The organism is Thermocatellispora tengchongensis (assembly GCF_014202315.1).
In the GTDB taxonomy this organism is placed as follows: domain Bacteria; phylum Actinomycetota; class Actinomycetes; order Streptosporangiales; family Streptosporangiaceae; genus Thermocatellispora; species Thermocatellispora tengchongensis.
This window is the reverse complement of sequence record NZ_JACHGN010000003.1, coordinates 39,661-66,504: the sequence shown is the minus strand read 5'-3', so window position 1 is coordinate 66,504 and position 26,844 is coordinate 39,661. Positions and strand designations below refer to the sequence as shown.

General features: G+C 73.0%; 22 protein-coding genes. 3 read left to right on the top strand and 19 right to left on the bottom strand.

The genetic code is table 11. The features are described from left to right. Window positions 1-58: 58 nt before the first annotated feature. The 17 genes from HNP84_RS06740 to pyrR all read right to left on the bottom strand — a co-directional run bounded on the left by HNP84_RS06740 (window position 59) and on the right by pyrR (window position 21,518). Window positions 59-2,206 carry a primosomal protein N' gene (locus HNP84_RS06740; protein WP_185048532.1) on the bottom strand — a complete coding sequence of 716 codons (2,148 nt, stop codon included), beginning with the start codon at window positions 2,204-2,206 and terminating at the stop codon, window positions 59-61. 722 nt (window positions 2,207-2,928) lie between these two features. Beyond that, window positions 2,929-4,200, bottom strand: a complete 1,272-nt coding sequence (locus HNP84_RS55875) for a LuxR C-terminal-related transcriptional regulator (protein WP_185048531.1) — start codon at window positions 4,198-4,200, stop codon at window positions 2,929-2,931. Window positions 4,201-4,372: 172 nt separating this feature from the next. Beyond that, window positions 4,373-6,637: an ATP-binding protein gene (locus HNP84_RS06730; protein WP_185048530.1), complete on the bottom strand. Its 2,265-nt coding sequence runs from the start codon at window positions 6,635-6,637 to the stop codon at window positions 4,373-4,375. Window positions 6,638-6,960: 323 nt separating this feature from the next. After that, window positions 6,961-8,154 carry a methionine adenosyltransferase gene (gene metK, locus HNP84_RS06725; RefSeq protein ID WP_185048529.1) on the bottom strand — a complete coding sequence of 398 codons (1,194 nt, stop codon included), beginning with the start codon at window positions 8,152-8,154 and terminating at the stop codon, window positions 6,961-6,963. Window positions 8,155-8,290: 136 nt separating this feature from the next. Next, entirely contained in the window at window positions 8,291-8,659 is a 369-nt protein-coding gene (locus tag HNP84_RS06720; protein ID WP_185048528.1) for a hypothetical protein, read from the bottom strand. Window positions 8,660-8,879: 220 nt separating this feature from the next. After that, window positions 8,880-10,151 (bottom strand): bifunctional phosphopantothenoylcysteine decarboxylase/phosphopantothenate--cysteine ligase CoaBC, encoded by a 1,272-nt coding sequence (coaBC, locus tag HNP84_RS06715; protein WP_185048527.1) that lies wholly within the window; start codon window positions 10,149-10,151, stop codon window positions 8,880-8,882. Between the two features lie 10 nt (window positions 10,152-10,161). Then, window positions 10,162-10,425, bottom strand: coding sequence for a DNA-directed RNA polymerase subunit omega (gene rpoZ / locus HNP84_RS06710; RefSeq protein ID WP_185048526.1), 264 nt, complete (start codon window positions 10,423-10,425; stop codon window positions 10,162-10,164). A 47-nt stretch (window positions 10,426-10,472) separates the two neighbouring features. Then, window positions 10,473-11,084 carry a guanylate kinase gene (gmk, locus tag HNP84_RS06705; RefSeq protein WP_185048525.1) on the bottom strand — a complete coding sequence of 204 codons (612 nt, stop codon included), beginning with the start codon at window positions 11,082-11,084 and terminating at the stop codon, window positions 10,473-10,475. A gap of 122 nt (window positions 11,085-11,206) precedes the next feature. Beyond that, window positions 11,207-11,530 (bottom strand): integration host factor, actinobacterial type, encoded by a 324-nt coding sequence (gene mihF, locus HNP84_RS06700; protein ID WP_185048524.1) that lies wholly within the window; start codon window positions 11,528-11,530, stop codon window positions 11,207-11,209. A gap of 172 nt (window positions 11,531-11,702) precedes the next feature. Further along, a complete protein-coding gene (pyrF, locus tag HNP84_RS06695; protein ID WP_185048523.1) occupies window positions 11,703-12,404 on the bottom strand; it encodes an orotidine-5'-phosphate decarboxylase in 702 nt (233 codons plus the stop codon). After that, the gene (locus HNP84_RS06690) at window positions 12,401-13,429 is read right to left on the bottom strand and encodes a dihydroorotate dehydrogenase (RefSeq protein ID WP_185048522.1); all 1,029 of its coding nucleotides are present in this window, start codon (window positions 13,427-13,429) and stop codon (window positions 12,401-12,403) included. The genes pyrF and HNP84_RS06690 overlap by 4 nt, the downstream gene beginning before the upstream one ends. Continuing rightward, window positions 13,419-14,300 carry a dihydroorotate dehydrogenase electron transfer subunit gene (locus tag HNP84_RS06685; RefSeq protein WP_185048975.1) on the bottom strand — a complete coding sequence of 294 codons (882 nt, stop codon included), beginning with the start codon at window positions 14,298-14,300 and terminating at the stop codon, window positions 13,419-13,421. Before HNP84_RS06685 ends, HNP84_RS06690 begins: the two co-directional genes overlap by 11 nt. Window positions 14,301-14,323: 23 nt before the next feature. After that, a complete protein-coding gene (gene carB, locus HNP84_RS06680; protein ID WP_185048521.1) occupies window positions 14,324-17,617 on the bottom strand; it encodes a carbamoyl-phosphate synthase large subunit in 3,294 nt (1,097 codons plus the stop codon). After that, on the bottom strand, window positions 17,610-18,749 hold the full coding sequence (carA, locus tag HNP84_RS06675; RefSeq protein WP_185048520.1) for a glutamine-hydrolyzing carbamoyl-phosphate synthase small subunit: 1,140 nt from the start codon (window positions 18,747-18,749) through the stop codon (window positions 17,610-17,612). The genes carB and carA overlap by 8 nt, the downstream gene beginning before the upstream one ends. Next, window positions 18,746-20,047 carry a dihydroorotase gene (locus HNP84_RS06670; RefSeq protein ID WP_185048519.1) on the bottom strand — a complete coding sequence of 434 codons (1,302 nt, stop codon included), beginning with the start codon at window positions 20,045-20,047 and terminating at the stop codon, window positions 18,746-18,748. Before HNP84_RS06670 ends, carA begins: the two co-directional genes overlap by 4 nt. Next, window positions 20,044-20,961, bottom strand: a complete 918-nt coding sequence (locus HNP84_RS06665) for an aspartate carbamoyltransferase catalytic subunit (RefSeq protein ID WP_185048518.1) — start codon at window positions 20,959-20,961, stop codon at window positions 20,044-20,046. Before HNP84_RS06665 ends, HNP84_RS06670 begins: the two co-directional genes overlap by 4 nt. Continuing rightward, window positions 20,958-21,518 carry a bifunctional pyr operon transcriptional regulator/uracil phosphoribosyltransferase PyrR gene (gene pyrR / locus HNP84_RS06660; protein WP_185048517.1) on the bottom strand — a complete coding sequence of 187 codons (561 nt, stop codon included), beginning with the start codon at window positions 21,516-21,518 and terminating at the stop codon, window positions 20,958-20,960. The genes HNP84_RS06665 and pyrR overlap by 4 nt, the downstream gene beginning before the upstream one ends. A 214-nt stretch (window positions 21,519-21,732) precedes the next feature. On the opposite strand from pyrR, the gene HNP84_RS06655 reads away from it, so the two are divergent. The 3 genes from HNP84_RS06655 to HNP84_RS06645 all read left to right on the top strand — a co-directional run bounded on the left by HNP84_RS06655 (window position 21,733) and on the right by HNP84_RS06645 (window position 26,000). After that, entirely contained in the window at window positions 21,733-22,977 is a 1,245-nt protein-coding gene (locus HNP84_RS06655; protein WP_185048516.1) for an arginine deiminase, read from the top strand. A 926-nt stretch (window positions 22,978-23,903) separates the two neighbouring features. Continuing rightward, window positions 23,904-24,398, top strand: a complete 495-nt coding sequence (bldD, locus tag HNP84_RS06650) for a transcriptional regulator BldD (protein ID WP_185048515.1) — start codon at window positions 23,904-23,906, stop codon at window positions 24,396-24,398. 369 nt (window positions 24,399-24,767) lie between these two features. After that, window positions 24,768-26,000 (top strand): PP2C family protein-serine/threonine phosphatase, encoded by a 1,233-nt coding sequence (locus tag HNP84_RS06645; protein WP_221335964.1) that lies wholly within the window; start codon window positions 24,768-24,770, stop codon window positions 25,998-26,000. A gap of 68 nt (window positions 26,001-26,068) precedes the next feature. Here HNP84_RS06645 and HNP84_RS06640 read toward each other — a convergent pair whose 3' ends face one another. Continuing rightward, window positions 26,069-26,449: a DUF1622 domain-containing protein gene (locus HNP84_RS06640; RefSeq protein WP_185048514.1), complete on the bottom strand. Its 381-nt coding sequence runs from the start codon at window positions 26,447-26,449 to the stop codon at window positions 26,069-26,071. Window positions 26,450-26,462: 13 nt separating this feature from the next. Further along, a complete protein-coding gene (locus HNP84_RS06635; protein WP_185048513.1) occupies window positions 26,463-26,663 on the bottom strand; it encodes a hypothetical protein in 201 nt (66 codons plus the stop codon). Window positions 26,664-26,844 lie beyond the last annotated feature (181 nt).

Here is a 26,844-nt window from a genome sequence, read left to right as displayed (position 1 = left end):
AACGGCTTACCGAAGGCGCGGCGAATCGGCGAAAGCGGCCATCGCGGCGCGCGTACGGCTACAGGCCCTCCACCGGATCGACGCACACCCGCACCGGATCGGCGGCCTTGCGGGCCGAGCGCACCCCGCTGGCCCCCTTCAGCGCCGCGGCCAGCGCCGCCCCGCCCGGGCGGCCGACGCGGATCAGGGCGCGTTCCAGCTCCCCTTCCCCGCCCCCGTCGCGGCGGCGCGCCTCGACGGGCACGGGCCCGAGCACCTGGGCCCCGGCGGGCAGCCGGGCCTCGGCGAGCAGCTCGCGCACAGCGGCGGGGGCGCCGGTGAGGGTGGCCAGCCGCACGGCCGGGGGGAAAGCGAGATCTATCCGCTCGGACAGCTCGCGTTCGGCATGGGTCGCCGGGTCCCAGCGCACCAGCGCCTGCACGGCGGGCACCGCCGAGTCGGCCAGCACGACCAGCTCGGCGGACGGGCGCAGCAGCGCGGCGGCGTTCATCCAGCGGCGCAGCGCCTCCTCGGCCGCGCGCAGATCGGGGCGTCCGAGCAGGGCCCACCCGTCGAGCAGCACGCCCGCGGCGTACCCGCGGCCCTCCGGGACGGGCTCGGCGCCGGGCGTCGCCACGACCAGCGCGGGCGCGTCGGGGACCGTGGCGAGCACGCCGTCGCGCCCGGAGGTGCGCACGGTGACCGAGGGGAAGGCCCGGCCCAGCTCCTCCGCGGTACGCCGGGCGCCGATCACGATCGCGCGCACCCGCGGCGAGCCGCAGGAGGGGCAGCGCCAGTCGCCCGCGATCCGGCCGCACCAGCGGCAGTACGGCGCCGCGTGCCCGCCGCGCAGGGCGAGCGGGCCCCCGCACCGGGCCTCGGCCTCCGGGACCGTTCCCGGGCCGACGGGGAGCCGCCCGTCGCGCGCGAACGGCACGGCCCCGCACCTCGCCGGGGCGCGGCAGCCCTGGCAGGCCAGCGCGGGCAGGTACCCCCGGCGCGGCACCTGCACCAGCACCGGCCCGCTCTCCAGCCCGCGCCGCAGCGCCCGCCAGGCCAGGCTGGGCAGCCGCGCGGCGCGCGCGGCCTCGTCGCGGGCCAGCTCGGCGTCGTCGCCCGCGGGCCGCACCCGCGGGGCGTGCGCCCGGACGGCGGCGCGGGCGGCGGTCAGCGTACGGGCCCAGCCGGCGGCGACCAGCCGGGTGGCCTCGGCGGTGCGGGCGTGCCCGCCGACGAGCAGCCCCGCGCCGGCCCGGTGGGCCCGCAGCACGAGGACGTCGCGGGCGTGCGGGTAGGGGGCCAGCCGCTCGGCGTGCAGGTCGTCGCCGTCGTCCCAGACGACCGCGAGCCCCAGGTCGCGCACCGGCGCGAACATCGCGGCCCGGGTGCCCACCACGGCCCGCACGTGCCCGCGCAGCGCCCGCAGCCACCGCCGGTACCGCTCCGCCGGGCCGAGATCGGCGGTCAGCGCCACATGCCTGCCGGGGCCGAGCACGGCCGTGAGCGCCGCGTCGGCGTGGGCCACGTCCTTGCCGTCGGGCACCACCACCACCGCGCCCCTGCCGCCCCGCAGCGTCGCCCCGACGGCCTCCGCGACCGCGTAGGTCCACTCGGGCCGCCCCTCCCGCACCCCCGGCAGCGCGCCCCACACGGCCCGCGGCGCCCGCCCCTCGGCCAGCGCCGTCAGGAACGAGCGCCCCACCGGATACCCGTCCCAGGCGCTCGCCCCCCGCCACTCCTCCACCGGCGCCGCCGGGACCTCCTCCATCGGCAGCGCCGCCTCCGCGCGGGCATGCCGCGGCGGCACGGCCAGGCGCAGCACGTCGGCCAGCGTCCCGGCGTAGTGGTCGGCCACCGCCCGCGCCAGCCCCGCGATCTCCGCCGTGAGCACCGGCTCCGGCGAGACGACCCGCTCCAGCGGCGCGAGCGCGCCCGCGTGCCCGCTCTCCTCCACCCGGTCGAGCAGGTACCCGTCCACCAGCTTCCCCGCGAACCGCACCCGCACCCGGCACCCCGGCACGGCCCGCTCGTCCATCACCGCCGGCACCAGATAATCGAAGGGCCGGTCCAGATGCGGCAACGGATTGTCCACCACCACCCGCGCCACCGGCACCCGCCCCGCCGCCTCGACCGCCCCCCTCCCCCTCGCAGCCGCCCGCACCGCCGGATCGGCCGCCAGAAGATCGCCCTGGGCATGCGGGTCACTGGTCGGCTCGGTCACGCACATGGTCTACCAGATCCCAACCCCCCACCGGCCCACCCACCACGGCGCGACGGGGGGTGGGCGCGCGGAATGGGGCCGCACCGGACGCAACCGCGTCCGGACGTGGGCGCGCCGGACGTGGCCCCGCAGCATGCGGCGGGCGCGCCGGATGTGGCCGCCCACCATGCGCCACGCCTGGTGCGGGCGCGCGGATGGGGCCGCGGCCCCTCAGGATGTGGCCGCGCCGGATGGGCCCCAGGATGTGGGGCGCCGGATGTGGCCGCGCAGCACGTGGGCGCGGTGGATGTGGGCGCGCGGAATGGGGCCGCGCCGGATGAGGCCCCGTGGGGCGTGGGGCGCCGGAGGTGGTCCCCGCAGGATGGGGCGGCGCGGGGTGGAGGGCGGGGTGGGTTGCGGTCTGCGGGCGTCGGTACGGCACCGCCGGGCCTGCAGTACGGGATGCCCCCATGGTGGGGTCGGCGTGAAAGTGTGCGTCGTGGTCGCTCCGAGGGGCGACGATCCCGGGTGTCCGGCGGGGAGGGGTATTGGCCAGTGGGTCACGCCCTATGGAGCGATCCACCACGTGTCCTCAGGCGGCGGGGGACCCCTCCCAACGGCGCCTGAGCGCTGCGGAAAACACGTCGGCACATCTCGTCACCCACTGGCCACCCATAGTTTTCTGCCACGGTGGCCGTTCTCGCATCGGGGAAAGTGCCTATATGCGGCCGACCGCTTCCGGTATTTCGCTATCGCCCGCTCCACTTGTCACGTTCCGCTATCCAGGCGGCCACTTGGGTGCGGGAGGCGAGTGCGCCCTTGGCCAGGATGTTGCGCACGTGTGCGTCAACAGTACGCTTCGCGATGAGCAGGTGTGCGGCGATCTGGGGGTTGGAGCGGCCCTCGGCGATGAGTTCCGCGATCTGCAGTTCGCGGGCGCTGAGCGCCTCGGTGACCGGGACCGCGATCCTGGGTGTACCCGCCTCGGGGTCGGTCATGCCCGCGTGGGGCGCGCCGGCGGCGGGGGCGTAGGCGGCGCCGCGGCGCTCCAGGGCGTACCAGCGGTACGGTTCCGGCAGCCGGTAGCCGCCCGTGCCGGGGTCGGCGAGGACGATCGAGCGCTCCACGAGGGACGGGAGCAGGGCTGCCGCCTCACCTGCGAGCCCGGTGGCGGTGCGGGTGTCGAACGGGCCGGGCAGGGCCGCCAGCGCCTCCCACAGGGCCCGCTGGGGCTCGTCGCACAGGTCGTGGCTCCAGGCGATGGCGGCGCGCAGGTCGCGGTGGCGGGGCAGGGGGGCCTCGCCGGGGTGGGCCAGGAGGGCGAAACCGTCGTCGAGGCGGGCCAGCAGGTCGCGGGCCGACAGTGAGCGCATGCGGGCGGCGGCCAGTTCGATGGCCAGCGGGAGGCCGTCGAGCCTGCGGCAGATCTCGGCCACCTCGGGGACGGGGGCGAAGTCGGGATCGACGGCCTCGGCCCTGTGGGCGAACAGGGTGACGGCGGCGTTCGCCGGGCCGGTGACCGGCAGCGGCGCGAGCCGCAGCACCCGCTCCCCCGCCGTCCCCAGCGGCGTACGGGTGGTGGCCAGGACGCGTACGCGGGGCGCCTCGGCCAGCAGCGCCTCCACCAGGCGGGCGGCGGAGCGGGGCACGTGGTCGCAGGTGTCGAGCAGGATCAGCGCCCGGCGATCGGAGAGCGCCCGTGCCACGTCCCGCGCCCGCGGCGGGACGTCCAGGCCCATGATCCCGGCCACGGTGGCGGCGACCGCGTCCCGGCCGCCGTCCCCGGCCGCTTGCTCGCTTGGGAGGGGCGACAGTTCGGCGTGCCACAGGCCGTCGCGGAAGCGGCGGGCGACCGTGCCGGCGATGCGCAGGGCGAGCCTGGACTTGCCCACGCCCGCGGGCCCGGTCACGGTGACCGGGTGGGCGGAGGCGAGCAGGCGTACGCCCGAGGCCACCTCCTCGGCGCGGCCGACGAAGGTCGTCACCTCTGCGGCGAGGTTGCCGGGTCTGCGGCCGGCCACGGTCCACCTCCTCCGGAGCGGTCGATCCCGAAGCGAGCGAACCGGGAACAGCGGCGATGGCGCGTGGCACGCCACCGGGGGGCACGTGGCGGAGGCTAGCATGCCGCATCCCGCACGTCGCGTCCCCGGGGGTGGATGGGCGTCACCATGCCGGTCAGTGGCACCATGCCGGTCAGTGGCGGCGGCGGGCGGCCCAGGCGGCGATCTGGCTGCGGGCGGAGAAGTCGAGTTTGGCGAGGATGTGCTCGACGTGGGTGTCGACGGTTCTGCGGCCGACGACGAGGCGCTGGGCGATCTCGCGGTTGGTCAGGCCCTCGGCCACCAGGTCGGCCACCTCCTCCTCCCTCGGGCTGAGCGGGGTCTCCTCGGCGGGCTCGGCCGGGCGGGCGGGGCCGGGGGCGGGGGGCGGTGCGGTGGGGGCGGGCGGACAGGTGCTGCGCAGGGCGTAGGCGATGGCCTCCTCCATCGACATCGCCCCGCCCTCGGTGGCCGCCTCCTCGTAGTCCCGGCGCGGCAGGGCGCGGCGCAGCCGCTCCTCGCAGCGGGTGTGCTCGGCGAGGAAGTGCGGCGAGCCGTACAGCGGGCGGCGCACCTTGCGCCACTGGCCGTGCGCGGCGTGCAGCAGCCGGGTGGCCCACATGGGGTCCTCCTGGCCGGTGGCGAGCCAGGCCACGAGTTCCAGGCAGAGGGAGGCCCCGCTCGCGTCGTGCAGCCGCTGCTGCACGCCCAGGGCCTCGCGGGCCAGGGCCAGCGCGCCGGGCAGGTCGCCCCGGGCGCGCAGGACCAGGCTGAGCCCCATGTCGGCCCACGACCTGATCCAGGACTGGCCGGTGGCGTCGGACATGCGCTTGGACGCGCCGAGCACCTCGGCGGCCCGGTCCACCTGGCCGAGCCACAGCCGGGTGATGCCCAGCTCGACCATGGCGGTCAGCACCACCAGGTCGCGTTCCTCGCCGCCGAGCAGCTCGATGGCCTCGCCGAGGTACCCGGCGGCGCTGGTGAGGTCGCCCTCGCCGAACGCGACCGTGCCGCGCACCTTGATCACGCTGGTGCGGCACGACGGGTCGTCCACGCCCTCGGCCAGGGCGGCGGCCTCGTCCAGGCGGGCGCGTGCGCCGCGCAGGTCGCCCAGGCTGACCAGCAGGTACGCCAGCAACAGCAGCAGCCCGGCCCGGGTCTTCGGCTCGGGGCGGCCCACGTCGAGGAACCATTCGGCGTAGTGGCGGCCCTCGCGGCTCATCCCGCAGGCGATCCACAGGTAGGTGAGCACCAGGACCATGCGCGCGCCGGTGTCGGCCTCGGCGGGGTCGGCGGCGCAGAACTCCAGCGCCGCGCGCAGGTTGGGCCACTCGGCGCGGACGCGGGTCCACTGCTCGGCCTGGTCGCCGCCCGGCGGCACGGTGACGGCGGCGTCGGCGAGCGCGAGGTAGTGGTCGCGGTGCCGGGCGCGCAGCACGCGCCGTTCCTCCGGGCCCGCCGTCTGCGCGGCGCCGAACTCCCTTATCCCGTCGAGCATCCGGTACGTCGTGCGGTCGGGCTCCTTGACGCAGACCAGGATCGACTTGCCGACCAGGCCGTCCACGGCGGGGTAGATCCGCTCGGCCGGCAGCCGCTCGTCGGCGCACACCGCCTCGGCGGCGGCCAGGTCGAACCGGCCGGGGAAGATCGACAGCCGGGCCCAGAGCAGGCGCTCCTCCTCGGTGCACAGGTCGTGGCTCCAGGCGATGGCCTCGCGCATGGTGCGGTGGCGGGCGTCGCGCCCGCACACGCCGCCGGGGCCGGGGCCGTACTCGCCGGAGCGGCCCCGGGAGGGCCAGAAGCGCTCGTCCAGGAGCTGGAGGATGCTCGCCAGCGGCAGGGTGCCCGCGCGTACGGCGGCGAGCTCCAGGGCCAGCGGGATGCCGTCGAGGCGGCGGCACAGCTCGGCCACGGCCTCGGCGTTGTCCTCGGTGAGCCGGAACCCGGGGTCGGCGGCGGTGACCCGGTCGAGGAGCAGCGCGACGGACTCGCACCGGGCCAGGTCGGGCAGTGAGCGGGCCTGCTCGCGGGTCGGCACCTCCATCGGGCGGATGTGCAGGCTGTGCTCGCCGGGCGCGCCGAGCGGCTGCCTGCTGGTCGCCAGGACGCGCAGGCCGGGCGCGGCGGCCAGGAGGGTGTGGGCGAGCCGGGCGCACGCGTCGACCAGGTGCTCGCAGGTGTCGAGGAGCAGCAGGAGCTGTTTGTCGGCGAGGTAGTCGGCCAGCTCCTGCGCGCCCGGCTTGGCCGCCTGGTCGGGCACCTCCAGCGCGCGGGCGATCACCTGGGCCAGCCGCTCGGGGTCGGACAGGCTGGACAGCTCCACGAACAACACGCCGTCGGCGAACGCCCGGCGCATGTCCTCGGCGGCGCGGAGCGCGACCCTGGTCTTGCCCACCCCGGCGATGCCGGTGATGGTCACCAGACGGGACTTTTCGAGCGTACGCCGTACGTCAGCGATTTCTTTACGCCGTCCGACAAAGCTCGTCAGCTCGGCGGGCAGACCTGCCTGCCCACTCGCCACCATCTGCGGGTCACCCACTCCTCCAAGATTCGCAAACCACATTCTTGGGGTGGCGGGCGCCCCGTGTCCAGAAGCGCGATAGTACGGGCCCGGCTACCGTCCGTCCGGTTCCGTCCGGAAAACCGGCCGTTCCCGATGGCGGAGCGCCGCCGGGCCGGAATGCCGCGAAGGGCGCCGGCCGCGGTAGCGGCGGGCGCCCGGATGCGGGACGTGCGGGGACGTCAGATGCCGGCGGCGGCGCGCAGGGCGTCGGCGCGGTCGGTGCGCTCCCAGGAGAAGTTGGGCTCCTCGCGGCCGAAGTGGCCGTAGGCGGCGGTCTGGGAGTAGATCGGGCGCAGCAGGTCCAGGTCGCGGATGATCGCGGCCGGGCGGAGGTCGAAGACCTCCAGGACGGCCTCCTGGATCTTGGTGACCGGGAGCTTCTCGGTGCCGAAGCACTCCACGAACAGGCCGACCGGCTGGGCCTTGCCGATGGCGTAGGCGACCTGGACCTCGCAGCGGTCGGCGAGGCCGGCGGCCACGACGTTCTTGGCCACCCAGCGCATCGCGTAGGCCGCCGAGCGGTCCACCTTGGAGGGGTCCTTGCCGGAGAAGGCGCCGCCGCCGTGGCGGGCCATGCCGCCGTAGGTGTCGATGATGATCTTGCGGCCGGTGAGGCCGGCGTCGCCCATCGGGCCACCGATCTCGAAGCGGCCGGTGGGGTTGACCAGGAGGCGGTAGCCCTCGGTGTCGAGGTCCAGCCCGGCGAGGACCGGCTCGACGACGTGCTCCTTGATATCGGGGGTCAGCATCTCCTTGAGGTCGATCTCGGGAGCGTGCTGCGTGGAGACGACCACGGTGTCGAGGCGGACCGGCACGTCGCCGTCGTACTCGATGGTGACCTGGGTCTTGCCGTCGGGGCGCAGGTAGGGCACGGTGCCGCTCTTGCGCACCTCGGACAGGCGGCGGGCCAGCCGGTGGGCGAGCATGATCGGCAGCGGCATCAGCTCGGGGGTCTCGCGGCAGGCGTAGCCGAACATCAGGCCCTGGTCGCCCGCGCCCTGGCGGTCCAGCTCGTCGGCGCCCTCGCCCTCGCGGACCTCGTAGGCGTCGTCGACGCCCTGCGCGATGTCGGGGGACTGCGCGCCGATGGAGACCGAGACGCCGCAGGAGGCGCCGTCGAAGCCCTTGTGCGACGCGTCGTAGCCGATCTCCAGGATCTTCTCGCGGATCACGCCGGGGATGTCGACGTACGTCTCCGTCGTCACCTCACCCGCGACGTGAACCTGGCCGGTCGTGATCATCGTCTCGACGGCCACCCGGCTCTTGGTGTCGTCCTTGAGCATGGCGTCGAGGATCGCGTCACTGATCTGGTCGGCGATCTTGTCCGGGTGTCCTTCGGTGACCGACTCGGAGGTGAACAGGCGACGGGACAACTCAGTGGCTCCTATGCAGCGGCTGCTGGCGTCTGAGTGCTCAGGCGTGCGAGCACACCACGAGCGCTTCCGCGAGTCTAGCCGTACGCGAGGTCGAGGCGCGAAACCGTCTCGAAATGCGTACGGCCGGTTGTGGTCATAGGTCGGGCAAGGGGTCGGCGGGCAGTATCTCGGGGGCGAACACCTCGGCGTCGGCGGCGGCCACCACCGCGGCGTACTCCTCGTCGATCTCGAACAGCGTGCCGCCCAGCTCGATCGTGGGGCCGAGCGAGAGGGACAGAGGGCCCAGGCGGGTGTGCCGTGGGTGCACGGCGTACACGCTCTCGGGCTGGTCGCGGTTGAAGAACCGGGTGGAGATCACCACGATGGAGCGCTCGGTGACCGCGATCAGGAAGTGCGCGACGCCGGGCGAGTGCACCGCGAGCGCGGGGAAGATGTAGCGGATGTTGTCGCCGGGACGCAGCAGGGCCCGGCATCGTTCCCGCACGGTCGCGCTCACCGGCATCGGCGGCCCTCCTCCGCGTCCCCCGGGCAGCCCATACACCCGGCGAAATCTGCGGCTATTCGGGAGTATCCGCTGAAAATTCCGGCGCCGCAACGGGCGCGCTCAGGACGGCGGACTCAGGACAGGCAGACTCAGGACAGGCAGACTCAGGACAGGCAGACTCAGGACAGGCAGACTCAGGACAGCAGCAGACTCAGGACAGCCGACTCAGACAGCAGACTCAGGACAGCAGAGGGGTCACCAGGTTCCAGACGGCGTCGGCCACGTCGTCCTTGGGGCCGCGCGGGATCTCCACGCTGCCGCCCTCGGCCGACAGCACGACGGCGGCGTTGTCGGGGGTGCCGAAGGCGAGGCCGTCGCCGACCTGGTTGACCACGAGCAGGTCGCAGCCCTTGCGGGCGAGCTTGGCCCGGCCGTTGGCCAGGACGTCGTCGGTCTCGGCGGCGAAGCCCACGATCACGGGCGGACGGCGGGAGCCGTGCGGGCGCGCCGAGGACACGGCGGCGGCCAGGGCGGCGCGCTTGCGCTCGCCCAGCTCGGCCAGGATGTCGGGGTTCTTGACCAGGTGGATCGGGTCGGGTTCGGCCGAGGACTTCTTGATCTTGGTCTGGCTGCGGGCGGCCGGGCGGAAGTCGGCCACGGCGGCGGCCATCACGACCGCGTCGGCGGTCTCTGCCGCGGCCAGCACCGCCTCGCGCAGTTCGAGCGCCGACTCCACGCGTACGACCTTGGCGCCGGCCGGGTCGGGGAGCGCGACGTTCGCGGCCACGAGCGTGACCTCGGCGCCGCGGGCGGCGGCCGTACGGGCCAGGGCGTAGCCCTGCAGCCCGGAGGAGCGGTTGCCGATGAACCGCACCGGGTCGATCGCCTCGCGGGTGCCGCCCGCCGATACGACGACGTGGCGGCCGGCGAGGTCGCGCGGGCGGCCGGCGAGCACGCGGCGGCACGCCTCGAAGATCTCGGGCGGGTCGGGCAGCCTGCCGCGCCCGGTGTCGGCGCCGGTGAGCCGGCCCACGGCCGGGTCGAGCACGATCGAGCCGCGCTCGCGCAGCGTGGCGACGTTGGCCCGCGTGGCCGGGTGCTCCCACATCTCGGTGTGCATCGCGGGCGCGAACACGACCGGGCAGCGCGCGGTCAGCAGGGTGTTGGTGAGCAGGTCGCCCGCGATGCCGTGGGCGGCCTTGGCCAGCACGTCGGCGGTGGCGGGCGCCACGACCACGAGGTCGGCCTCCTGGCCGATGCGGACGTGCGGCACCTCGTGCACGTCGTCCCACACCTCGGCGGAGACGGGGTTGCCCGACAGCGCCGCCCACGTGGGCGCGCCGACGAAGCGCAGCGCCTCGCGGGTGGGCACGACGCGGACCTCGTGGCCCGACTCGGTGAACAGGCGCAGCAGCTCGCACGCCTTGTAGGCGGCGATGCCGCCGCTCACGCCGAGCACGACGCGCGGGCGCGGCGGCGTGTCGCCGCGCCCGCCGGCCTTCGAGCTCACCTGAGCCGGGTCAGCTCTCGACGGGCTCGGAGGTCAGCAGGCCCTCGCTCACCTCGCGCAGGGCGATGGAGAGCGGCTTCTCCTGGGCGTGCGTCTCCACGAGCGGGCCGACGTACTCCAGCAGGCCCTCGCCGAGCTGGGAGTAGTAGGCGTTGATCTGGCGCGCCCGCTTGGCGCCCATGATCACAAGACTGTACTTGCTGTCGACGACCTCAAGAAGCTGGTCGATCGGCGGGTTGGTGATGCCTTCGGCGACCGGGGCGGTGCCTGCCACGTTGGGACCTCTCGTCAGCTAACCGGTTGCGCGCGCCTGTCAAGTGGTCACGCGGTAAGCAAGGTTATCAGCCGCTCGCACACTTCTTGGACCGACGTGTTGACAAGCGTGAGATCGAACTCCTTCTCGGCGGCCATCTCGATCCGGCCGGCCTCCAGCCGGCGGGCGATGACGTCCTCGGGCTCGGTGCCCCGCCCGCGGAGCCTGCTCTCCAGCTCCTCCCACGTGGGCGGGGCCAGGAACACCAGCAGGGCCTCGGGCATGCTCTCACGGACCTGCCGCGCGCCTTGCAGGTCGATCTCCAGCAGGGTGGGGACCCCGGCGGCGAGGTGGTCGAGCACCGGTCGCCGGGGCGTGCCGTAGCGGTTGCCCGCGAACTCGGCCCACTCCAGCAGCTCGCCTTCGGCGACGAGCCGGTCGAACTCGGCGTCGTCGACGAAGAAGTACTCCACGCCGTGGGTCTCCCCCGGCCGGGGCTTCCTGGTGGTCACCGAGACCGACAGCCACACTTCCGGGTGTGCCTGGCGGAGCTCGGCGACGACCGTGGACTTGCCGACGCCGGACGGGCCGGAGAGGACCGTCAGGCGCCGTCCGGATCGCCGCGAGAGGACGTCGATCCCCCCGAAGGTCTCCGCGGACGGCGTATCCGCAGAAGGCATGGAGTCACCGCCACGCGTGCCCGGCCCGCCGCGGACGGCTGCCTCGCGGGACCGGTCCTCGCCGGACCAGGACGTACCGGTCACTCCATACCCCCCGATGAATCCGCCGTTCGACGCCGAGATCAGCTCTCGGCGCCGCCGAACTCGCGCTCCAGCGAAGCCCGCTGGTTCGCTCCGAGCCCGCGCACTCGGCGGGACTCGGCGATACCGAGCCGCTCCATCAACTGCTTGGCGCGCACCTTGCCCACGCCAGGGAGCGACTCCAACAGCGCCGACACCTTCATCTTGCCGATGACGTCGTCGGTCTGACCATCCTTCAGCACCTCAGCCAGAGAAACCGCGCCGTGCTTGAGCCGGTTCTTGACCTCGGCACGCTCACGACGGGCCTTGGCAGCCTTCTCCAGGGCTGCGGCGCGCTGCTCGGGGGTCAGGGGAGGAAGAGCCACGCCGGGTCACCTCGAATTTCTGTCGATGTACTCGGACGGGAAGGGAAACTAGCTGGTCATTGACCTTCAAGCAACGTCAAGGGCCGTTTCTGCCCTCACAAAATCGTCTTCTTCACTCCCGGTGACAAGAAGATCACTCTCGGTGTATCAAAACGCCCTCACCACCGCCATTTCAGGGGGTGGCGATCTTCCGCCGGAGCTGAGCCGCTATGGTTGCGGCTGCGGCTCCCGGATCGGCGGCGGCGGTGATCGGCCTGCCGATCACGAGGAGGTCCGCGCCGTCCGCGAGGGCCTGCTCCGGCGTGGCCACGCGCGCCTGGTCCTGGCTGTCCGCGCCCAGCGGGCGCACCCCTGGAGTGATGAGAACGATGTCGTCGCCGACCTCCTGGCGCACCGCCGCGACCTCCTGCGGCGAGCACACCAGCGCGCCCGCGCCCGCGCCCACGGCCAGGACGGCCAGACGGCGCACGGCGTCGGGGGCGGGCCCCGACAGGCCGATCCCGCCGAGATCGGCCTCCGAGAGCGACGTGAGGACCGTCACGGCCGCGATCCGGGTGTGCGGGGCGGCCTCCACCGCGGCGCGGATCATCGCGGCGCCGCCCGCGGCGTGGACGGTGAGGATGGCGGGACGCAGCCGGGCGACGGCCTTGGCGGCGCCGGCGACGGTGTTGGGGATGTCGTGCAGCTTCAGGTCGAGGAAGACGCTGACCCCGCTGGCCCCGCGCACGGAGGCGATCACGTCGGGCCCGTAGCGAAGGTAGAGCTCCAGCCCCACCTTGACGGTGCTGACATGCGGGGTCACGAGCGCTGCCCAGTGGGCGGCGGTCTCCAGGTCGGGCGCGTCGAGCGCGACGGCTATAGGCGCGGGAGTCACAACGAACTCTCTTCCATGTTCAAAGGATCTGGCGGCACGGTGAAATCGGGCGCGCCCGGCCCGGGTGCCAGGTCGGCGCGGTGCCGGGCGGCGCTCCCCGGCGGCCGGTGCGCCAGGCCGACGGCGTCGGCCAGGCGCTGGAACCCGCGGGCCTGCAGGAGCTCCTCAAGCTCGCGCAGGATGCGCAGGCACGAGTACGGGTCGTGGAACAGGGCCGTGCCCACGCCGACGGCGCAGGCGCCGGCCAGGATGAGCTCGAAGGCGTCCCTGCCCGTCAGCACGCCGCCCACGCCTACGATGGGCACGCCGGGCAGCGCGGCGTGCACCTGCCAGACGCAGCGCACGGCCAGCGGGCGCACGGCCGGGCCGGACAGGCCGCCGGTGACGGCGGCGAGGGAGGGACGCAGGGTCTCGGTGTCGATGCTCATGCCCAGCGGGGTGTTGATCATGGACAGGGCGTCGGCGCCGCCGTCCACGCACGCCCTGGCCACCGCCACCACGTCGGCGACGTCGGGCGAGAGCTTGGCGATCACGGGCACGTCGTAGCGCATCAGCGCGCGCACGGAGGAGATGACCTCGGCGGAGGCCGAGGGATCGCGGGCGAAGACCCGGCCGCGGTCCTCGATGTTGGGGCAGGCGAGGTTGACCTCGACGCCGGTGACGCCGGGCGCGTCGGTGAGGCGGCGGGCCAGCGCGCCGTACTCGTTGACGGTGCCGCCGGCGATGGACACGACGGTGCGCACCGAGCGCTGGGCCAGCCAGGGCAGGTCGCGCTCCAGGAAGGCGTCGATGCCGGGCCCTTGCAGGCCGATGGCGTTGAGCATGCCGGAGGGGGTCTCGGCCATGCGGGGGGTGGGGCGGCCGGCGCGGGGGGCCATGGTGATGGACTTGGTGACGAGCGCGCCGATCCGGTTGAGGTCGAAGAACTGCGACAGCTCCTTGCCGGTGGCCGCGCATCCGGCGGCGGTGGTGATCGGGTTGATCAGCTCCACATGCGCCAGATATGTCCGCATATCAACTGACATTTCGTGTTCCGCCACCCCCGCTCGGCGATCCGGGCGCCCCCAGCGCGTCGAACGGGATCGTCCCCACGTCCTCGAACCTCACCCGCTCGCCCCGGAACACCGGGCCCTCCGCGCACGCCCGCACCATGCGGGTCACGCCGTCCTCGCCGATGACCGGCAGCACGCACGTCATGCACATGCCGATCCCGCACGCCATGGCCTCCTCCACGGCCACCTGCACCGGGATGTCGAACTCGATGGCCACCGCGGTCACCCCGCGCAGCGTCTCCATCGGCCCGCACGCGTACACCACGTCGGCCCGGGTGTCGGCGATCACGCCCGGCAGCACGTCGGTGACCTTGCCGCGCATGCCCAGCGAGCCGTCCTCGGTGGTCAGCGTGGTGGTCTCGCCCATGCGGCGCGCGCGCAGCGCGCCGAACACCCGGTCGGCGGACGCCCCGCCCAGCACGAAGTCCACCCGGCAGCCCCGCTGCTGCAACGCGTCGGCCAGCCCGAACAGCGTGGCCGAGCCGTACTCGCCGCCGACCAGCACACAGGTCACCGGGTCGCGCGGCAGCGGGAACGGCCGCCCGAGCGGGCCGACCAGATCCAGCGTGTCACGCGCGCGGCGCTCGGCCAGCCACGCCGTGCCGGGGCCGCGCACGGTGAAGACGAACTCCACCGTGCCGCCGTAGTCGGGCTTGACGTCGTGGATGGAGAAGGCGCGGCGGGTCAGCATCGACGACTGCGGCCCGCCGACCGCCACCGCCACGAAGTGACCGGGCCGGAACCGCTCGGCGATCCCGGGCGCCACCACCGTCAGCGCATGGTAAGCCTCGACCCGGCGCGTGGTCAGCACCGTGCCCGTCACCTGTACCGGGGTGGTGGCCAGTCTCCTTCACCTCCGCGGGACCGTCAGCCCCTCAGCGCCCGTGCGTGCTCCTGAAGGGACCGTACGCCCACATCACCGCGCACGATGGCCTGTATGCCCTGGACGGCCGCGGCGAGTCCCTGGACGGTCGTGATGCACGGGATGCCGCGCAGCACCGCCGCGGTGCGGATCTCGTAGCCGTCGAGCCGCGGCCCCGACTGCCCGGGGCTGCCGAACGGCGTGTTCACGATGAGATCCACCTCCCCCTCCAGCACCCGCCCGACGATCGTCGGCTCGCCCTGCGGCCCGGGTCCATCGCTGTGCTTGCGCACGATCTTGGCATGTACGCCGTTGCGGCGCAGCACCTCGGCCGTGCCCTCGGTGGCCAGGATCTCGAACCCGAGGTCGGCCAGGGCCTTCACCGGGAAGATCATCGCCCGCTTGTCGCGGTTGGCCACCGACACGAACGCCCGGCCCTTGGTGGGCAGCGAGCCGTACGCCGCCGCCTGCGACTTGGCGTAGGCCGTGCCGAAGACCTCGTCGATGCCCATCACCTCGCCGGTGGAGCGCATCTCGGGCCCGAGCACGGTGTCCACGCCGCGGAAGCGGTCGAAGGGCAGCACGGCCTCCTTGACCGCGATCGGCGAGTCGAGCGGCAGGGTGCCGCCGTCGCCCTCGGCCGGGAGCATGCCCTCGGCCCGCAGCTCGGCGATCCTGGCCCCGGTCATCACCCGGGCCGCCGCCTTGGCCAGCGGCACCGCGGTGGCCTTGGACACGAACGGCACCGTACGGCTGGCGCGCGGGTTGGCCTCCAGGACGTACAGGACGCCGGCCGACATGGCGTACTGGACGTTGAGCAGGCCGCGCACGCCCACGCCGCGGGCGATGGCCTCGGTGGCCGCCCGGATGCGCTTGATGTCGAAGGAGCCCAGCGTGATCGGCGGCAGCGCGCACGCCGAGTCGCCGGAGTGGATGCCGGCCTCCTCGATGTGCTCCATCACGCCGCCGAGGTAGAGCTCCTCGCCGTCGAACAGCGCGTCCACGTCGATCTCGATGGCCTCGTCCAGGAACTTGTCCACCAGGACCGGGTGGTCGCTGGCCGCGCCCGCCCGCTCCATGTAGGTGGTCAGGGTGGCGTCGTCGTAGACGATCGCCATGCCCGCGCCGCCCAGGACGTACGACGGGCGCACCAGGACCGGGTAGCCGATCTCGGCGGCGATCTCCAGCGCCTCGTCCACGGTCACGGCGGTGCCGTGCTTGGGCGCGAGCAGCCCCGCCTCGGCCAGCACCCGGCCGAACGCGCCGCGCTCCTCGGCCAGGTGGATCGACTCCGGACTCGTGCCGACCACCGGCACGCCCGCGTCCTTCAGCGCCTGCGCCAGCCCCAGCGGCGTCTGCCCGCCGAGCTGCACGATCACGCCGACGACCTCGCCGGTCTGCTGCTCGGCGTGCACGACCTCCAGCACGTCCTCCAGCGTCAGCGGCTCGAAGTACAGCCGGTCGGAGGTGTCGTAGTCGGTCGAGACGGTCTCGGGGTTGCAGTTGACCATGACGGTCTCGAACCCGGCCTTGGACAGCTCGAAGCAGGCGTGCACGCACGCGTAGTCGAACTCGATGCCCTGCCCGATCCGGTTGGGCCCGCTGCCCAGGATGATCACCTTGGGCCGGTCGCCCGGCGGGACCTCGGTCTCCTCGTCATAGGTGGAGTACAGGTAGGGGGTCTGCGCGGCGAACTCGGCGGCGCAGGTGTCGACCGTGTTGTACACCGGCCGTACGCCCAGCGCGTGGCGCAGGTCGCGCACCCGCGCCTCCTCGATCCCGCGCAGCTCGCCGATCTGGGCGTCGCTGAAGCCCATCCGCTTGGCCCGGGTCAGCGCCCCGGCCGTGAGCTCGGTGGCCGCGGCCAGCTCGCCCGCGCACGCGTGGATGGCGTAGAGCTGGTCCAGGAACCACGGGTCGATCCTGGTGGCCTCGTGCAGCCGCTCGGCGCTCGCGCCCGCCCTGATCGCCCGCATGACCGTGGCCAGCCGGCCGTCGTGCGGGGTGCGGCAGCGCTCCAGCAGCTCCTCCAGGTCTCCCGGCTCGCCGGCCCAGGAGAAGGACGAGCCCTTCTTCTCCAGCGAGCGCAGCGCCTTCTGCAGCGCCTCGGGGAAGGAGCGGCCGATCGCCATCGCCTCGCCCACCGACTTCATGTGCGTGGTGAGGGTCTGGTCGGCGCCGCGGAACTTCTCGAAGGCGAAGCGCGGCACCTTGACCACGACGTAGTCGAGCGCGGGCTCGAAGGACGCCGGGGTCTCGCGGGTGATGTCGTTGGGGATCTCGTCCAGCGTGTAGCCCACCGCCAGCTTGGCCGCGATCTTGGCGATCGGGAAGCCGGTGGCCTTGGACGCCAGCGCCGAGGACCGCGACACCCGCGGGTTCATCTCGATCACGATCATCCGCCCGGTGGCGGGATCGACCGCGAACTGGATGTTGCAGCCGCCGGTGTCCACGCCGACCTCGCGGATCACCGCGATGGCGACGTCGCGCATGTTCTGGTACTCGCGGTCGGTCAGGGTCATCGCGGGCGCGACGGTGATGCTGTCGCCGGTGTGCACGCCCATCGGGTCGAGGTTCTCGATGGAGCACACGATCACGACGTTGTCGGCCTTGTCGCGCATGACCTCCAGCTCGTACTCCTTCCAGCCGAGGATCGACTCCTCAAGGAGCACCTCGGTGGTCGGCGAGGCGTCGAGCCCGGCCCCGGCGATGCGGCGGAGCTGGGCCTCGTCGTGCGCGAAGCCGGAGCCGACTCCGCCCATGGTGAAGGAGGGCCGCACCACGACCGGGTAGCCCAGGTCGGCGGCGGCGGCCAGGCACTCGTCCATGGTGTGGCAGATCACGCTGCGCGCCGACTCGGCGTTGAGGCCGTGCTCGGCGGCGGTCTTGGCCACGATCTCCTTGAACCGCTCGCGGTTCTCGCCCGCCTGGATCGCCTCGACGTCGGCGCCGATCAGCTCCACGCCGTAACGTTCCAGCACCCCGGCCTCGTGCAGGGCGATGGCGGTGTTGAGCGCCGTCTGGCCGCCCAGGGTGGGCAGCAGCGCGTCGGGCCGCTCCTTGGCGATGATCTTCTCTACGGTGTCGGGCGTGATCGGCTCGATGTACGTGGCGTCGGCGAACTCGGGGTCCGTCATGATCGTGGCGGGGTTGCTGTTGACGAGGATGACCCGGAAGCCCTCCGCGCGCAGCACCCGGCACGCCTGGGTGCCCGAGTAGTCGAACTCGCACGCCTGCCCGATCACGATCGGCCCGGAGCCGATCACCATGACCGACTGGATGTCCGTGCGCTTAGGCACCCTTGTTCCCCTTCGTGCTCGCTCGCTCCATCAGTGCGCAGAACTCGTCGAACAGTCCCGCCGCGTCGTGCGGCCCCGCGGCCGCCTCGGGGTGGTACTGCACGCTGAACCCCGGGTAGTCGAGCAGCCGCAGCCCCTCCACGCAGTCGTCGTTCAGGTTGACGTGGCTGACCTCGGCCCGGCCGTAGGGCGTGTCGAACGGCCGGTCCACCGGCGCGTCCACCGCGAAGCCGTGGTTGTGGGCGGAGATGTCCACCTTGCCGGTACGCCGGTCCTGCACCGGCTGGTTCACGCCGCGGTGCCCGAACCTCAGCTTGTAGGTGCCCAGGCCGAGCGCCCTGCCGAAGATCTGGTTGCCGAAGCAGATGCCGAAGAACGGCTTGCCCGCGGCCAGCACCCCCTGCAACGCCTTGACCTGCGTGTCGGCGGCGGCCGGGTCGCCGGGCCCGTTGGAGAAGAACACGCCGTCGGGCGCGAGGCTCAGGATCTCCTCCGCGGTCGCCCACGCGGGCAGCACGTGCACCTCGCAGCCGCGCTCGGCCATGCGGCGCGGCGTCATCGCCTTGATGCCGAGGTCCACGGCCGCGACCGTGAACCGCTTGGGGCCCAGCGCCGGCACGACGTACGGCTCGCGGGTGGAGACCTCGGCGGCCAGGTCGGCGCCGACCATGCCGGGCGAGCGCAGCACCCGCTCCAGCAGCTCCTCCACCGGCGCCAGCGCGTCGCCGGAGAAGACGCCCGCGCGCATGGCGCCGCGCTCGCGCAGGTGGCGGGTGAGCGCGCGGGTGCCGGGCATGGCGATGCCCACCACGCCCTGGTCCCTGAGGTAGTCGTCCAGGCTCCGGGTGGCCCGCCAGCTCGACGGGACGCGCGCGGGCTCGCGCACGACGTAGCCCGCCACCCAGACGCGGCGCGACTCGGGGTCCTCCTCGTTGACCCCGGTGTTGCCGATGTGCGGCGCGGTCATGGCGACGATCTGGCGGTGGTACGAGGGGTCGGTGAGAGTCTCCTGGTAGCCGGTCATGCCGGTGTTGAAGACGATCTCGCCGAAGGTCTCGCCCGTCGCGCCGTAGGGGGCGCCCTCGAACACGCGCCCGTCTTCGAGCACCAGCAGGGCGGTTGCGTCGGTCACGCGAGCTTCCCTTCGAGAACGGTCGGCCGGCCGCGCAGGAACGTCGCCACGACGCGGCCGGGCAGGGTGAGTCCTTCGTACGGGGTGTTGCGGCTCTTGGAGGCGAACCCGCGCGGATCGACCTCGGTGCGGGCCGCGGGGTCGTACAGGGTCAGGTTGGCCGCCTCGCCCGGCTCGACCGGCCGGCCCTGGCCCGCGACCCTGCCGATGCGCGCGGGGCGGTAGGACATGCGGTCGGCCACCGCGGCCCAGTCGAGCAGCCCGGTCTCGACCATCGCCGCGTGCACCACGGACAGCGCGGTCTCCAGGCCGATCATGCCCATCGCCGCCGCGCTCCACTCGGTCTCCTTGCTCTCGACCGGGTGGGGCGCGTGGTCGGTGGCCACGCAGTCGATGGTGCCGTCGGCGAGGCCGGCGCGCAGCGCCTCGACGTCCTCGCGGGTGCGCAGCGGCGGGTTGACCTTGTAGATCGGGTTGTAGGAGCCCAGCGGCGAGCGCTCCACCAGGTCGTCGGTGAGCAGCAGGTGGTGCGGGGTGACCTCGGCGGTGACGTTCCAGCCCTTGGACTTGGCCCAGCGGATGATCTCCACCGAGCCGGCCGTGGAGACGTGGCACACGTGCAGCCGCGAGCCGACGTGCGCGGCCAGCAGGCAGTCGCGGGAGATGATCGCCTCCTCGGCGACCGCGGGCCAGCCGGTCAGGCCGAGCCGCCCCGACACCGCGCCCTCGTTCATCTGGGCGCCCTCGGTGAGCCGGGACTCCTGGGCGTGCTGGGCGATCACGCCGTCGAACGCCTTGACGTACTCCAGCGCGCGGCGCATCAGCACCGCGTCGGAGACGCACATGCCGTCGTCGGAGAAGACCCGCACCCCGGCCGCGGAGTCGGCCATCGCGCCCAGCTCGGCGAGCTGCCGCCCGGCCAGGCCCGCGGTGACCGCGCCCACCGGGCGCACCTCGCAGTAGCCGGCCTCCTGGCCCAGCCGCCACACCTGCTCCACGACGCCCGCGGTGTCGGCGACCGGGGAGGTGTTGGCCATCGCGTGCACGGCGGTGAACCCGCCCAGGGCGGCGGCCCTGGTGCCGGACTCGACGGTCTCGGCGTCCTCGCGGCCGGGCTCGCGCAGGTGGGTGTGCAGGTCCACCAGGCCGGGCAGGGCGATCAGCCCGTCGGCGTCGATCACGGCGGCGCCGGCGCCGCCGAGGCCGCCGCCGACCTCCGCCACCAGCCCGTCGCGGATCAGGATGTCTCTCGGCTCGCCGCCGAGTATCCGCGCGCCCTTGATGAGGTAGTCGGTCACTGGGTCTCTCCCCCGAGAAGCAGGTACAGGACGGCCATGCGGATGGTCACGCCGTTGGCGACCTGCTCGACGATGGTCGAGCGGGCGCAGTCGGCGACCTCGGCGGCGATCTCCATGCCGCGGTTCATCGGCCCCGGGTGCATCACGATCGCGTCCTCGGGCATGCGGGCCAGCCGGTCGCGGTCGAGCCCGTAGCGGCGGCTGTACTCGCGGGCGCTGGGGAAGTAGGCGGCGTTCATCCGCTCCGACTGCACCCGCAGCATCATCACGACGTCGGACTTGGGCAGCGCGGCGTCGAGGTCGTAGGAGACCTCGCACGGCCAGGACTCCACGGTGACCGGGAGCAGGGTCGGCGGCGCGACCAGGGTGACCTGGGCGCCCAGCGTGTTGAGCAGCAGCACGTTGGACCGGGCGACCCGGCTGTGCAGCACGTCGCCCACGATCGTGACCCGGCGGTCTTCGAGGGTGCCCAGCCTGCGCCGCATGGTGAAGGCGTCGAGCAGGGCCTGGGTGGGATGCTCGTGGGTGCCGTCGCCGGCGTTGACCACGCTGCCGTCGACCCAGTTCGCCAGCCGGTGCGGCGCCCCGGAGGCGCTGTGGCGGATCACCACGGCGTCGGCGCCCATGGCCTGCAGGGTGAGCGCGGTGTCCTTCAGGCTCTCGCCCTTGGACACGCTCGACCCCTTGGCGGAGAAGTTGATCACGTCGGCGGACAGCCGCTTGGCCGCCGCCTCGAAGGAGATGCGGGTGCGGGTGGAGTCCTCGAAGAACAGGTTCACCACGGTGCGCCCGCGCAGCGTCGGCAGCTTCTTGATCGAGCGGTCGGACACCCGGGCCAGCTCGTCGGCCGTGTCGAGGATGAGGGTCGCGTCGTCGCGGCTCAGGTCGGCCGCGGAGATCAGGTGGCGCCTCACTGGTCCTCCTCCCTCTTGATCAGCACGACGGCGTCGCGCCCGTCGATCTCCTCCAGGTAGACCTTCACCTGCTCGCTCTTGGCGGTGGGGAGGTTCTTGCCGACGTAGTCGGCGCGGATGGGCAGCTCGCGGTGCCCCCGGTCGACCAGGGTGGCGAGCTGCACGGCCTTGGGCCTGCCGACGTCGTTGAGCGCGTCGAGCGCGGCGCGGACGGTGCGGCCGGAGAACAGCACGTCGTCCACGAGCACCACGACCCGGTCGTCGATGCCGTCGGGCGGCAGCTCGGTGCGGCCGAGCGGGCGCGCGGGCCGAAGGCGCAGGTCGTCGCGGTACATCGTGATGTCGAGGGAGCCGACGGGCGCCTTGACCTCGCCGAACTGCGCGATGCGCTCGCCGAGGCGCGCGGCCAGGGTGGCCCCGCGGGTGGGGATGCCGAGCAACACGATGTTGCCCGCGCCCTTGGTGCGCTCGATGATCTCGTGCGCGATCCGGGTCAGGGCCCGCTGGATGTCGGGGCCCTCCAGGACCGCCCGGCTGACGTTCCGGGCTTCGGACATGAAAAAATCACCGCCTTTCCCGCCTCACTGGACGGGTCTTAAAGGTTGACCGGCGACCTCACATTACCAGGCACGATTCGCTGCCCCCGGCACCCCCGCCCGGTGCCGTCACCGTCCCCACCAGGCCGTACGCCGGGCACGCCGGCCCGGGTTTAGCCGGTTCCGCACCGGGGACCTCCCCCATGTCGCGCAATAGGGGGTTAAAGGGGGCTAGATGGTTTTCCGCGTGGACTCTGAGGTCGGACGCCTCCGCGAGGTGCTCGTGCACCGTCCCGACCTGGCCCTCAAGCGGCTCACCCCGGGCAACAAGGACGGCCTGCTCTTCGACGACCTGCTGTGGGTGCAGCGGGCGCTGGAGGAGCACGAGGAGTGGCAACGGCTGATGCGCGAGCGCGGCGTCGTCGTACGGGTGCTCAACGACCTGCTGCGCGAGACGCTGGACATCCCCGAGGCGCGCAAGCACATCCTGGACTCCGTCACCGACGAGCACTGGGTCGGCCCGCTGGCCGCCGACGCGATCCGCGCCACGCTCGACGCCATGGACTCCGCCGACCTGTGCACCCACCTGACCGGCGGCATCACCAAGCGCGAGCTCCTGGAGCGCGGCTGCGCCCCCAAGAGCATCGCCTTCCACTCCCTGGGCCTGGACGACTTCGTCCTGCAGCCCCTGCCCAACCACATGTTCACCCGCGACACGTCCTCCTGGATCTACGACGGCGTGTCCATCAACGCCATGCGCAAGAAGGCGCGCAAGAACGAGACCGTCAACATGGAGGCCGTCTACCGCTGGCACCCCCTGTTCGCCTCCGGCTACGACGCCCCCGACGCCGGCGGCTACAACGTCTGGAGCCACGGCACCGCGATGGCCCCCGCCACCATCGAGGGCGGCGACGTGCTCGTCCTCGGCGAGGGCGCCGTCCTGATCGGCATGAGCGAGCGTACCCAGCCGCAGGCGGTGGAGATGATCGCCCGCAACCTGTTCCGCACCGGCTCCGCCCGCCGCATCGTCGCCCTCACCCTGCCGAAGGCCCGCGTGTTCATGCACCTCGACACCGTCATGACCATGGTGGACACCGGCCGCTTCACCAAGTACGCCGGCCTCGGCATGCTGCCCAGCTACACCATCGAGCCCGGCGACACCGACAAGGAGCTGAAGGTCACCGACCACCGCCCGGAGGACATGCACAAGGCCATAGCCGCCGCACTGGACCTGGACGACATCGAGGTCCTGACCGCGGTGCAGGACGTCCACGCCGCCGAACGCGAGCAGTGGGACGACGGCTGCAACGTCCTGGCCCTGGAACCGGGCGTGGTCGTCGCCTACGAGCGCAACACCACCACCAACCACCACCTCTCCTCCCACGGCATCGAGGTCATCCCGATCCGCGGCAGCGAACTGGGCCGAGGCCGAGGCGGCCCCCGCTGCCTGAGCTGCCCCCTGACCCGAGACCCCGCCTGACCCGCCCCCGTCCCACACCGGACCACCCACCCGGACACACCCCCCGCCCCAGGACCGGCCCTGCCCCAGCAGACACGCCCCCACCCCAGGACCCCCCACGGCGGACACGCACCCCAAGCCCAGGACCGCCCCTGCCCGAGCCCCGCCCCCGCCCACCCCGGACCGCCACGGGCCCCCGCGCCGCCGGCGGTCGCCGCCCGGATCACACCTTCGGCCACGGCGCAGCCGCGCCCACACCCGCGCCCCCGCCCCGCCCTCCCCCGAGCTTCGAGCCTCCTCCACACCGGAACACCACCCCGGGGGAAGGGGGCGACGCCCCACACCCGCACCTCGCCCGCAGCCCCACCGACGCCTCGGCCGCGCGCCCAACCCGAACCTCAGCCCCACCTCACGCACGCCCTCGGCCGCGCGCCCAACCCGAACCTCAGCCCCACCTCACGCACGCCCTCGGCCGCGCGCCCAACCCGAACCTCAGCCTCGCCTCACTCACGCCTCGGCGGGCGCCGGGAGGGTGTCCGAAACTCCTTCCGGGTGCGGACGAGCACGATGTGATGATCATCTCACTCGTCGCAGCCCCTTCCCGTGCCCCCGGCGGGACGGATCGTGGCCTTGATCAGCGGCGGAGCGTCCGGAGGGCGGGGGCCCAAAGGGCTGGAGGCAATGGGCGTGGCTGGACAAAAGTGACGATTGAGGCAGAGTCCGCCGGGCCGGATTCGGCATCTTTTTTCCAATCAGCTTGACCTTGAGCGTCCACAGCTTTACCGTCACTGTCCGTAACCACTCCTCGTGGCGATCTGGGGTAAACCCAGCCGCAACGGTCACCGAAGGTGCCTAACCCCGGGCGCTGACCCCCGGTGGTCGGTGCATATGCCACGAGGTAGGACAATCTAGTGAGAGCAGCACATAGAGAGCCGGGGGGCCACAGGATGCCGTCTGAGTATGCCAAGTCGCTGGGTGCACGACTCCGCGCCATTCGCACCCAGCAGGGGCTGTCCCTGCACGGAGTCGAGGAGAAGTCACGCGGACGCTGGAAGGCCGTCGTCGTGGGCTCCTACGAGCGCGGCGACCGCGCCGTGACCGTGCAGAAGCTCGCCGAGCTCGCCGATTTCTACGGCGTGCCGGTCTCCGAACTGCTTCCGGGCGGGGCCGCGCCCAGCCCGCTCGGCCCCACGCCCAAGCTGGTGATCGACCTGGAGCGCCTCGCCCAGCTCCCGAAGGAGAAGGCCGGCGCCCTGGCCCGCTACGCCGCGACCATCCAGAGCCAGCGCGGCGACTACAATGGCAAGGTCCTGTCGATCCGCCAGGAGGACCTGCGTTCCCTGGCCGTGATTTACGACAAGTCGCCCAGCGAGCTGACCGAGGAGCTCATCGGCTGGGGTGTTCTGGACGCCGAGGCCCGGCGCGCGGTCGAGTCCTTCTGATCGGGGCCCGAGCGGCGACGCCTTCGCCCGGCCCTGACTGGCGCTGACTCGCGCCTGACTTCTACCGCTTTCTGCGTCATATGTCCTTTTGATCGGCTTTCGTGGCGCGCGCCGGAAAACACCGCACGCGGCTTCTCCCGCAAACCGGAATCACCCGCGATGGGTGCACCGCTGCCTCGGTGCACCCATCATCTGTGATGTGAGATAAACCCTCGGTAACAGACTTGCTGCATCCGGCGTTCGATGTGGTAGTAACGACTAAACGCGGGGCGGCAAGAGAATTCGGTGGGTATGGCGCGGGCAGCGGATCAACCAGGGGACGGCCGTCGGCGCGCTCCCGGCCGGGCCGCGCACCGGTCCCGGCCCAGCATGGCCCAGAGGCTGCTGCTGCTCCTGCCGTTCGCCGTCATGGCCCTCGTCGCCGTCGGCGACTGGCAGGCGGGCCGCAGCGTCGGTCTGCTGCCACTGCTCGCCCTCGGCCCGGCGTTCGCCTCGGTGGCATGCGACGTGCGGCGTACCGGTCTGGTGGGCGTCATCGCGGTCGCGCTGTGCCTCGCGCTGGGCGCGTACAACGGCAGCAGCCCCCTGCGGCTGCAGGTGGCGCTGGGCGCCATCATCGGCGTCACCCTGACCAGCCTCGTCGCCAGCGCGGCCAGGATGCGGCACGAGCGCCAGCTCGCCGACGTCCGCTCGGTCGCCGAGGCCGCCCAGCGCGTGCTGCTGCGCCCCGTCCCGCGGCGCGCCGGCCCCGGTCTGGGCGTGGCGGTCTCCTACACCTCCGCGGTCGCGGAGGCCCGCATCGGCGGCGACCTGTACGAAGTGGTGACGCATCCGGGCGGCGGCGTACGGGTGATCGTGGGCGACGTGCAGGGCAAGGGCCTGGAGGCGGTCGAGACCGCGGCCATCGTGCTCGGCGCGTTCCGCGAGGCCGCCTACGACGAGCCCGACCTCACCCGCGTGGCCGCGCGCCTGGAGAACGCCCTGGCCCGGCGGCTGACCGGCGAGCAGTTCGTCACCGCCGTACTGGCCGAGGTCGTGGGCGACGACGAGATCGCCGTGCTCAACTGCGGCCACCCCGCGCCCCTCGTGCTGCGCGGCGACGGCAGCACGGAGTTCGCCGAGCCCGAGGAGGAGTCGCCCCCGCTCGGCCTGACCTGGCTCAAGCCCGAGATGCCCACCCCGACCGTGATCGGCTTCGCCCCCGGCGACCAGATCCTGTTCTACACCGACGGCATCATCGAGGCGCGCGACCACGGCGGCGCGTTCTACCCGCTCACCGACCGGGTCCACCTGCTCGCGGGCCCCGACCCCCAGGCCGCCCTGGACTCCCTCCGCGCCGATGTGCTGCGCCACTCGGGCCGCCCGCTGAGCGACGACGCCGCCATGCTCCTGCTCCGCCGCACGGAGCACGAGCCCGCCGAGAACGGCGAGCCCGGCCTGGACGGCGAACGCGCCGCCGCCCTGGTACGCCCCCAGCTCTCCGAGGCGGACACCGACACCCCCCGGAAACCCGACGGCACCGACGGCTGCCCCTCGGCCGCCGCCATCACCACCACCCGTCCCGGCCCACCCCTCCCCGCGGTCACCCTGACCACCCCCTGACCCCGCCACGCTGTGGCCGAGCGCGGTCCCCGAGCAGGACCGCTGCGGCACCGCCCATCACTCTGCGGTCACGCCGGGGTTGGACCCGCAGGGTAGCGGGCCGGTTCGGCCGGTGCCTGCCAGGGCCAGCGGCCCTCCAGCTCCACCTCCAGCGAGAAGCTGAGGAACGTACGCACCAGGACGATCACGGCGAGCACCCCGACGCCGGCGAAGGTCGGGGAGATCGCGACCGTGCGGATGATGTCGCCGGCGACGAGAAATTCGAGCCCCAGCAGGATGGCCCGGCCGAGCCCTTTGCGATACCTCCGGTAGGCGACATGAGCCGGGCGTCGGGCCAGCAGCCGATAGCCGAACTGACACGTCGCCACCACGATCCCCACCACGATGGCGGCGACCCCGGCGAGGTCGATCGTCTCACCGACCGCCTCGATGACGGGTTTCAGATCCACCGGGGGCCGGTTCTCACTGCCCGCCGGCGCTGTCGGTGTCGTCGGACGTCCCGGCGATCTCTTCCTCGGTCCGGTCCGACGTGTTCATGGCTTCCCGCATCGCCTCACCGGCCGACGTCTGCGGCTCGCCGGTGTTGCTCTCCTCGTCCTCCTGCGCGGCTTCCAGAAGAGGTTCGGTGCCGGTCTTGGGCGCGTTCTCGTCAGGAATGGTCATATCGGGCCACTACCCGTCACTGCCTGCTCAAATACAGTGAGCCTTCCACCCTCTGGAATGCGATCGGGTGAAGGACCGGCCTCGACCCCAGCAGCCGTCGTGAAGATGACTGAGTTCCGCCGGCGGGGCATCAGTGAACGGACAGCGGGTGCAACGACAGTGGGCGCCACGCGAGCCGGTT

What these genes read in the sequence shown, in the direction of transcription:
- pyrR (WP_185048517.1), bottom strand. Translation starts at nt 21,518, where the DNA reads ATGTCCGAAGCCCGGAACGTCAGCCGGGCGGTCCTGGAGGGCCCCGAC.
- HNP84_RS06690 (WP_185048522.1), bottom strand. Translation starts at nt 13,429, where the DNA reads ATGTCAGTTGATATGCGGACATATCTGGCGCATGTGGAGCTGATCAAC.
- HNP84_RS06655 (WP_185048516.1), top strand. Translation starts at nt 21,733, where the DNA reads ATGGTTTTCCGCGTGGACTCTGAGGTCGGACGCCTCCGCGAGGTGCTC.
- gmk (WP_185048525.1), bottom strand. Translation starts at nt 11,084, where the DNA reads ATGCCTTCTGCGGATACGCCGTCCGCGGAGACCTTCGGGGGGATCGAC.
- HNP84_RS06720 (WP_185048528.1), bottom strand. Translation starts at nt 8,659, where the DNA reads ATGCCGGTGAGCGCGACCGTGCGGGAACGATGCCGGGCCCTGCTGCGT.
- HNP84_RS06645 (WP_221335964.1), top strand. Translation starts at nt 24,768, where the DNA reads ATGGCCCAGAGGCTGCTGCTGCTCCTGCCGTTCGCCGTCATGGCCCTC.
- HNP84_RS06740 (WP_185048532.1), bottom strand. Translation starts at nt 2,206, where the DNA reads ATGTGCGTGACCGAGCCGACCAGTGACCCGCATGCCCAGGGCGATCTT.
- bldD (WP_185048515.1), top strand. Translation starts at nt 23,904, where the DNA reads ATGCCGTCTGAGTATGCCAAGTCGCTGGGTGCACGACTCCGCGCCATT.
- HNP84_RS06635 (WP_185048513.1), bottom strand. Translation starts at nt 26,663, where the DNA reads ATGACCATTCCTGACGAGAACGCGCCCAAGACCGGCACCGAACCTCTT.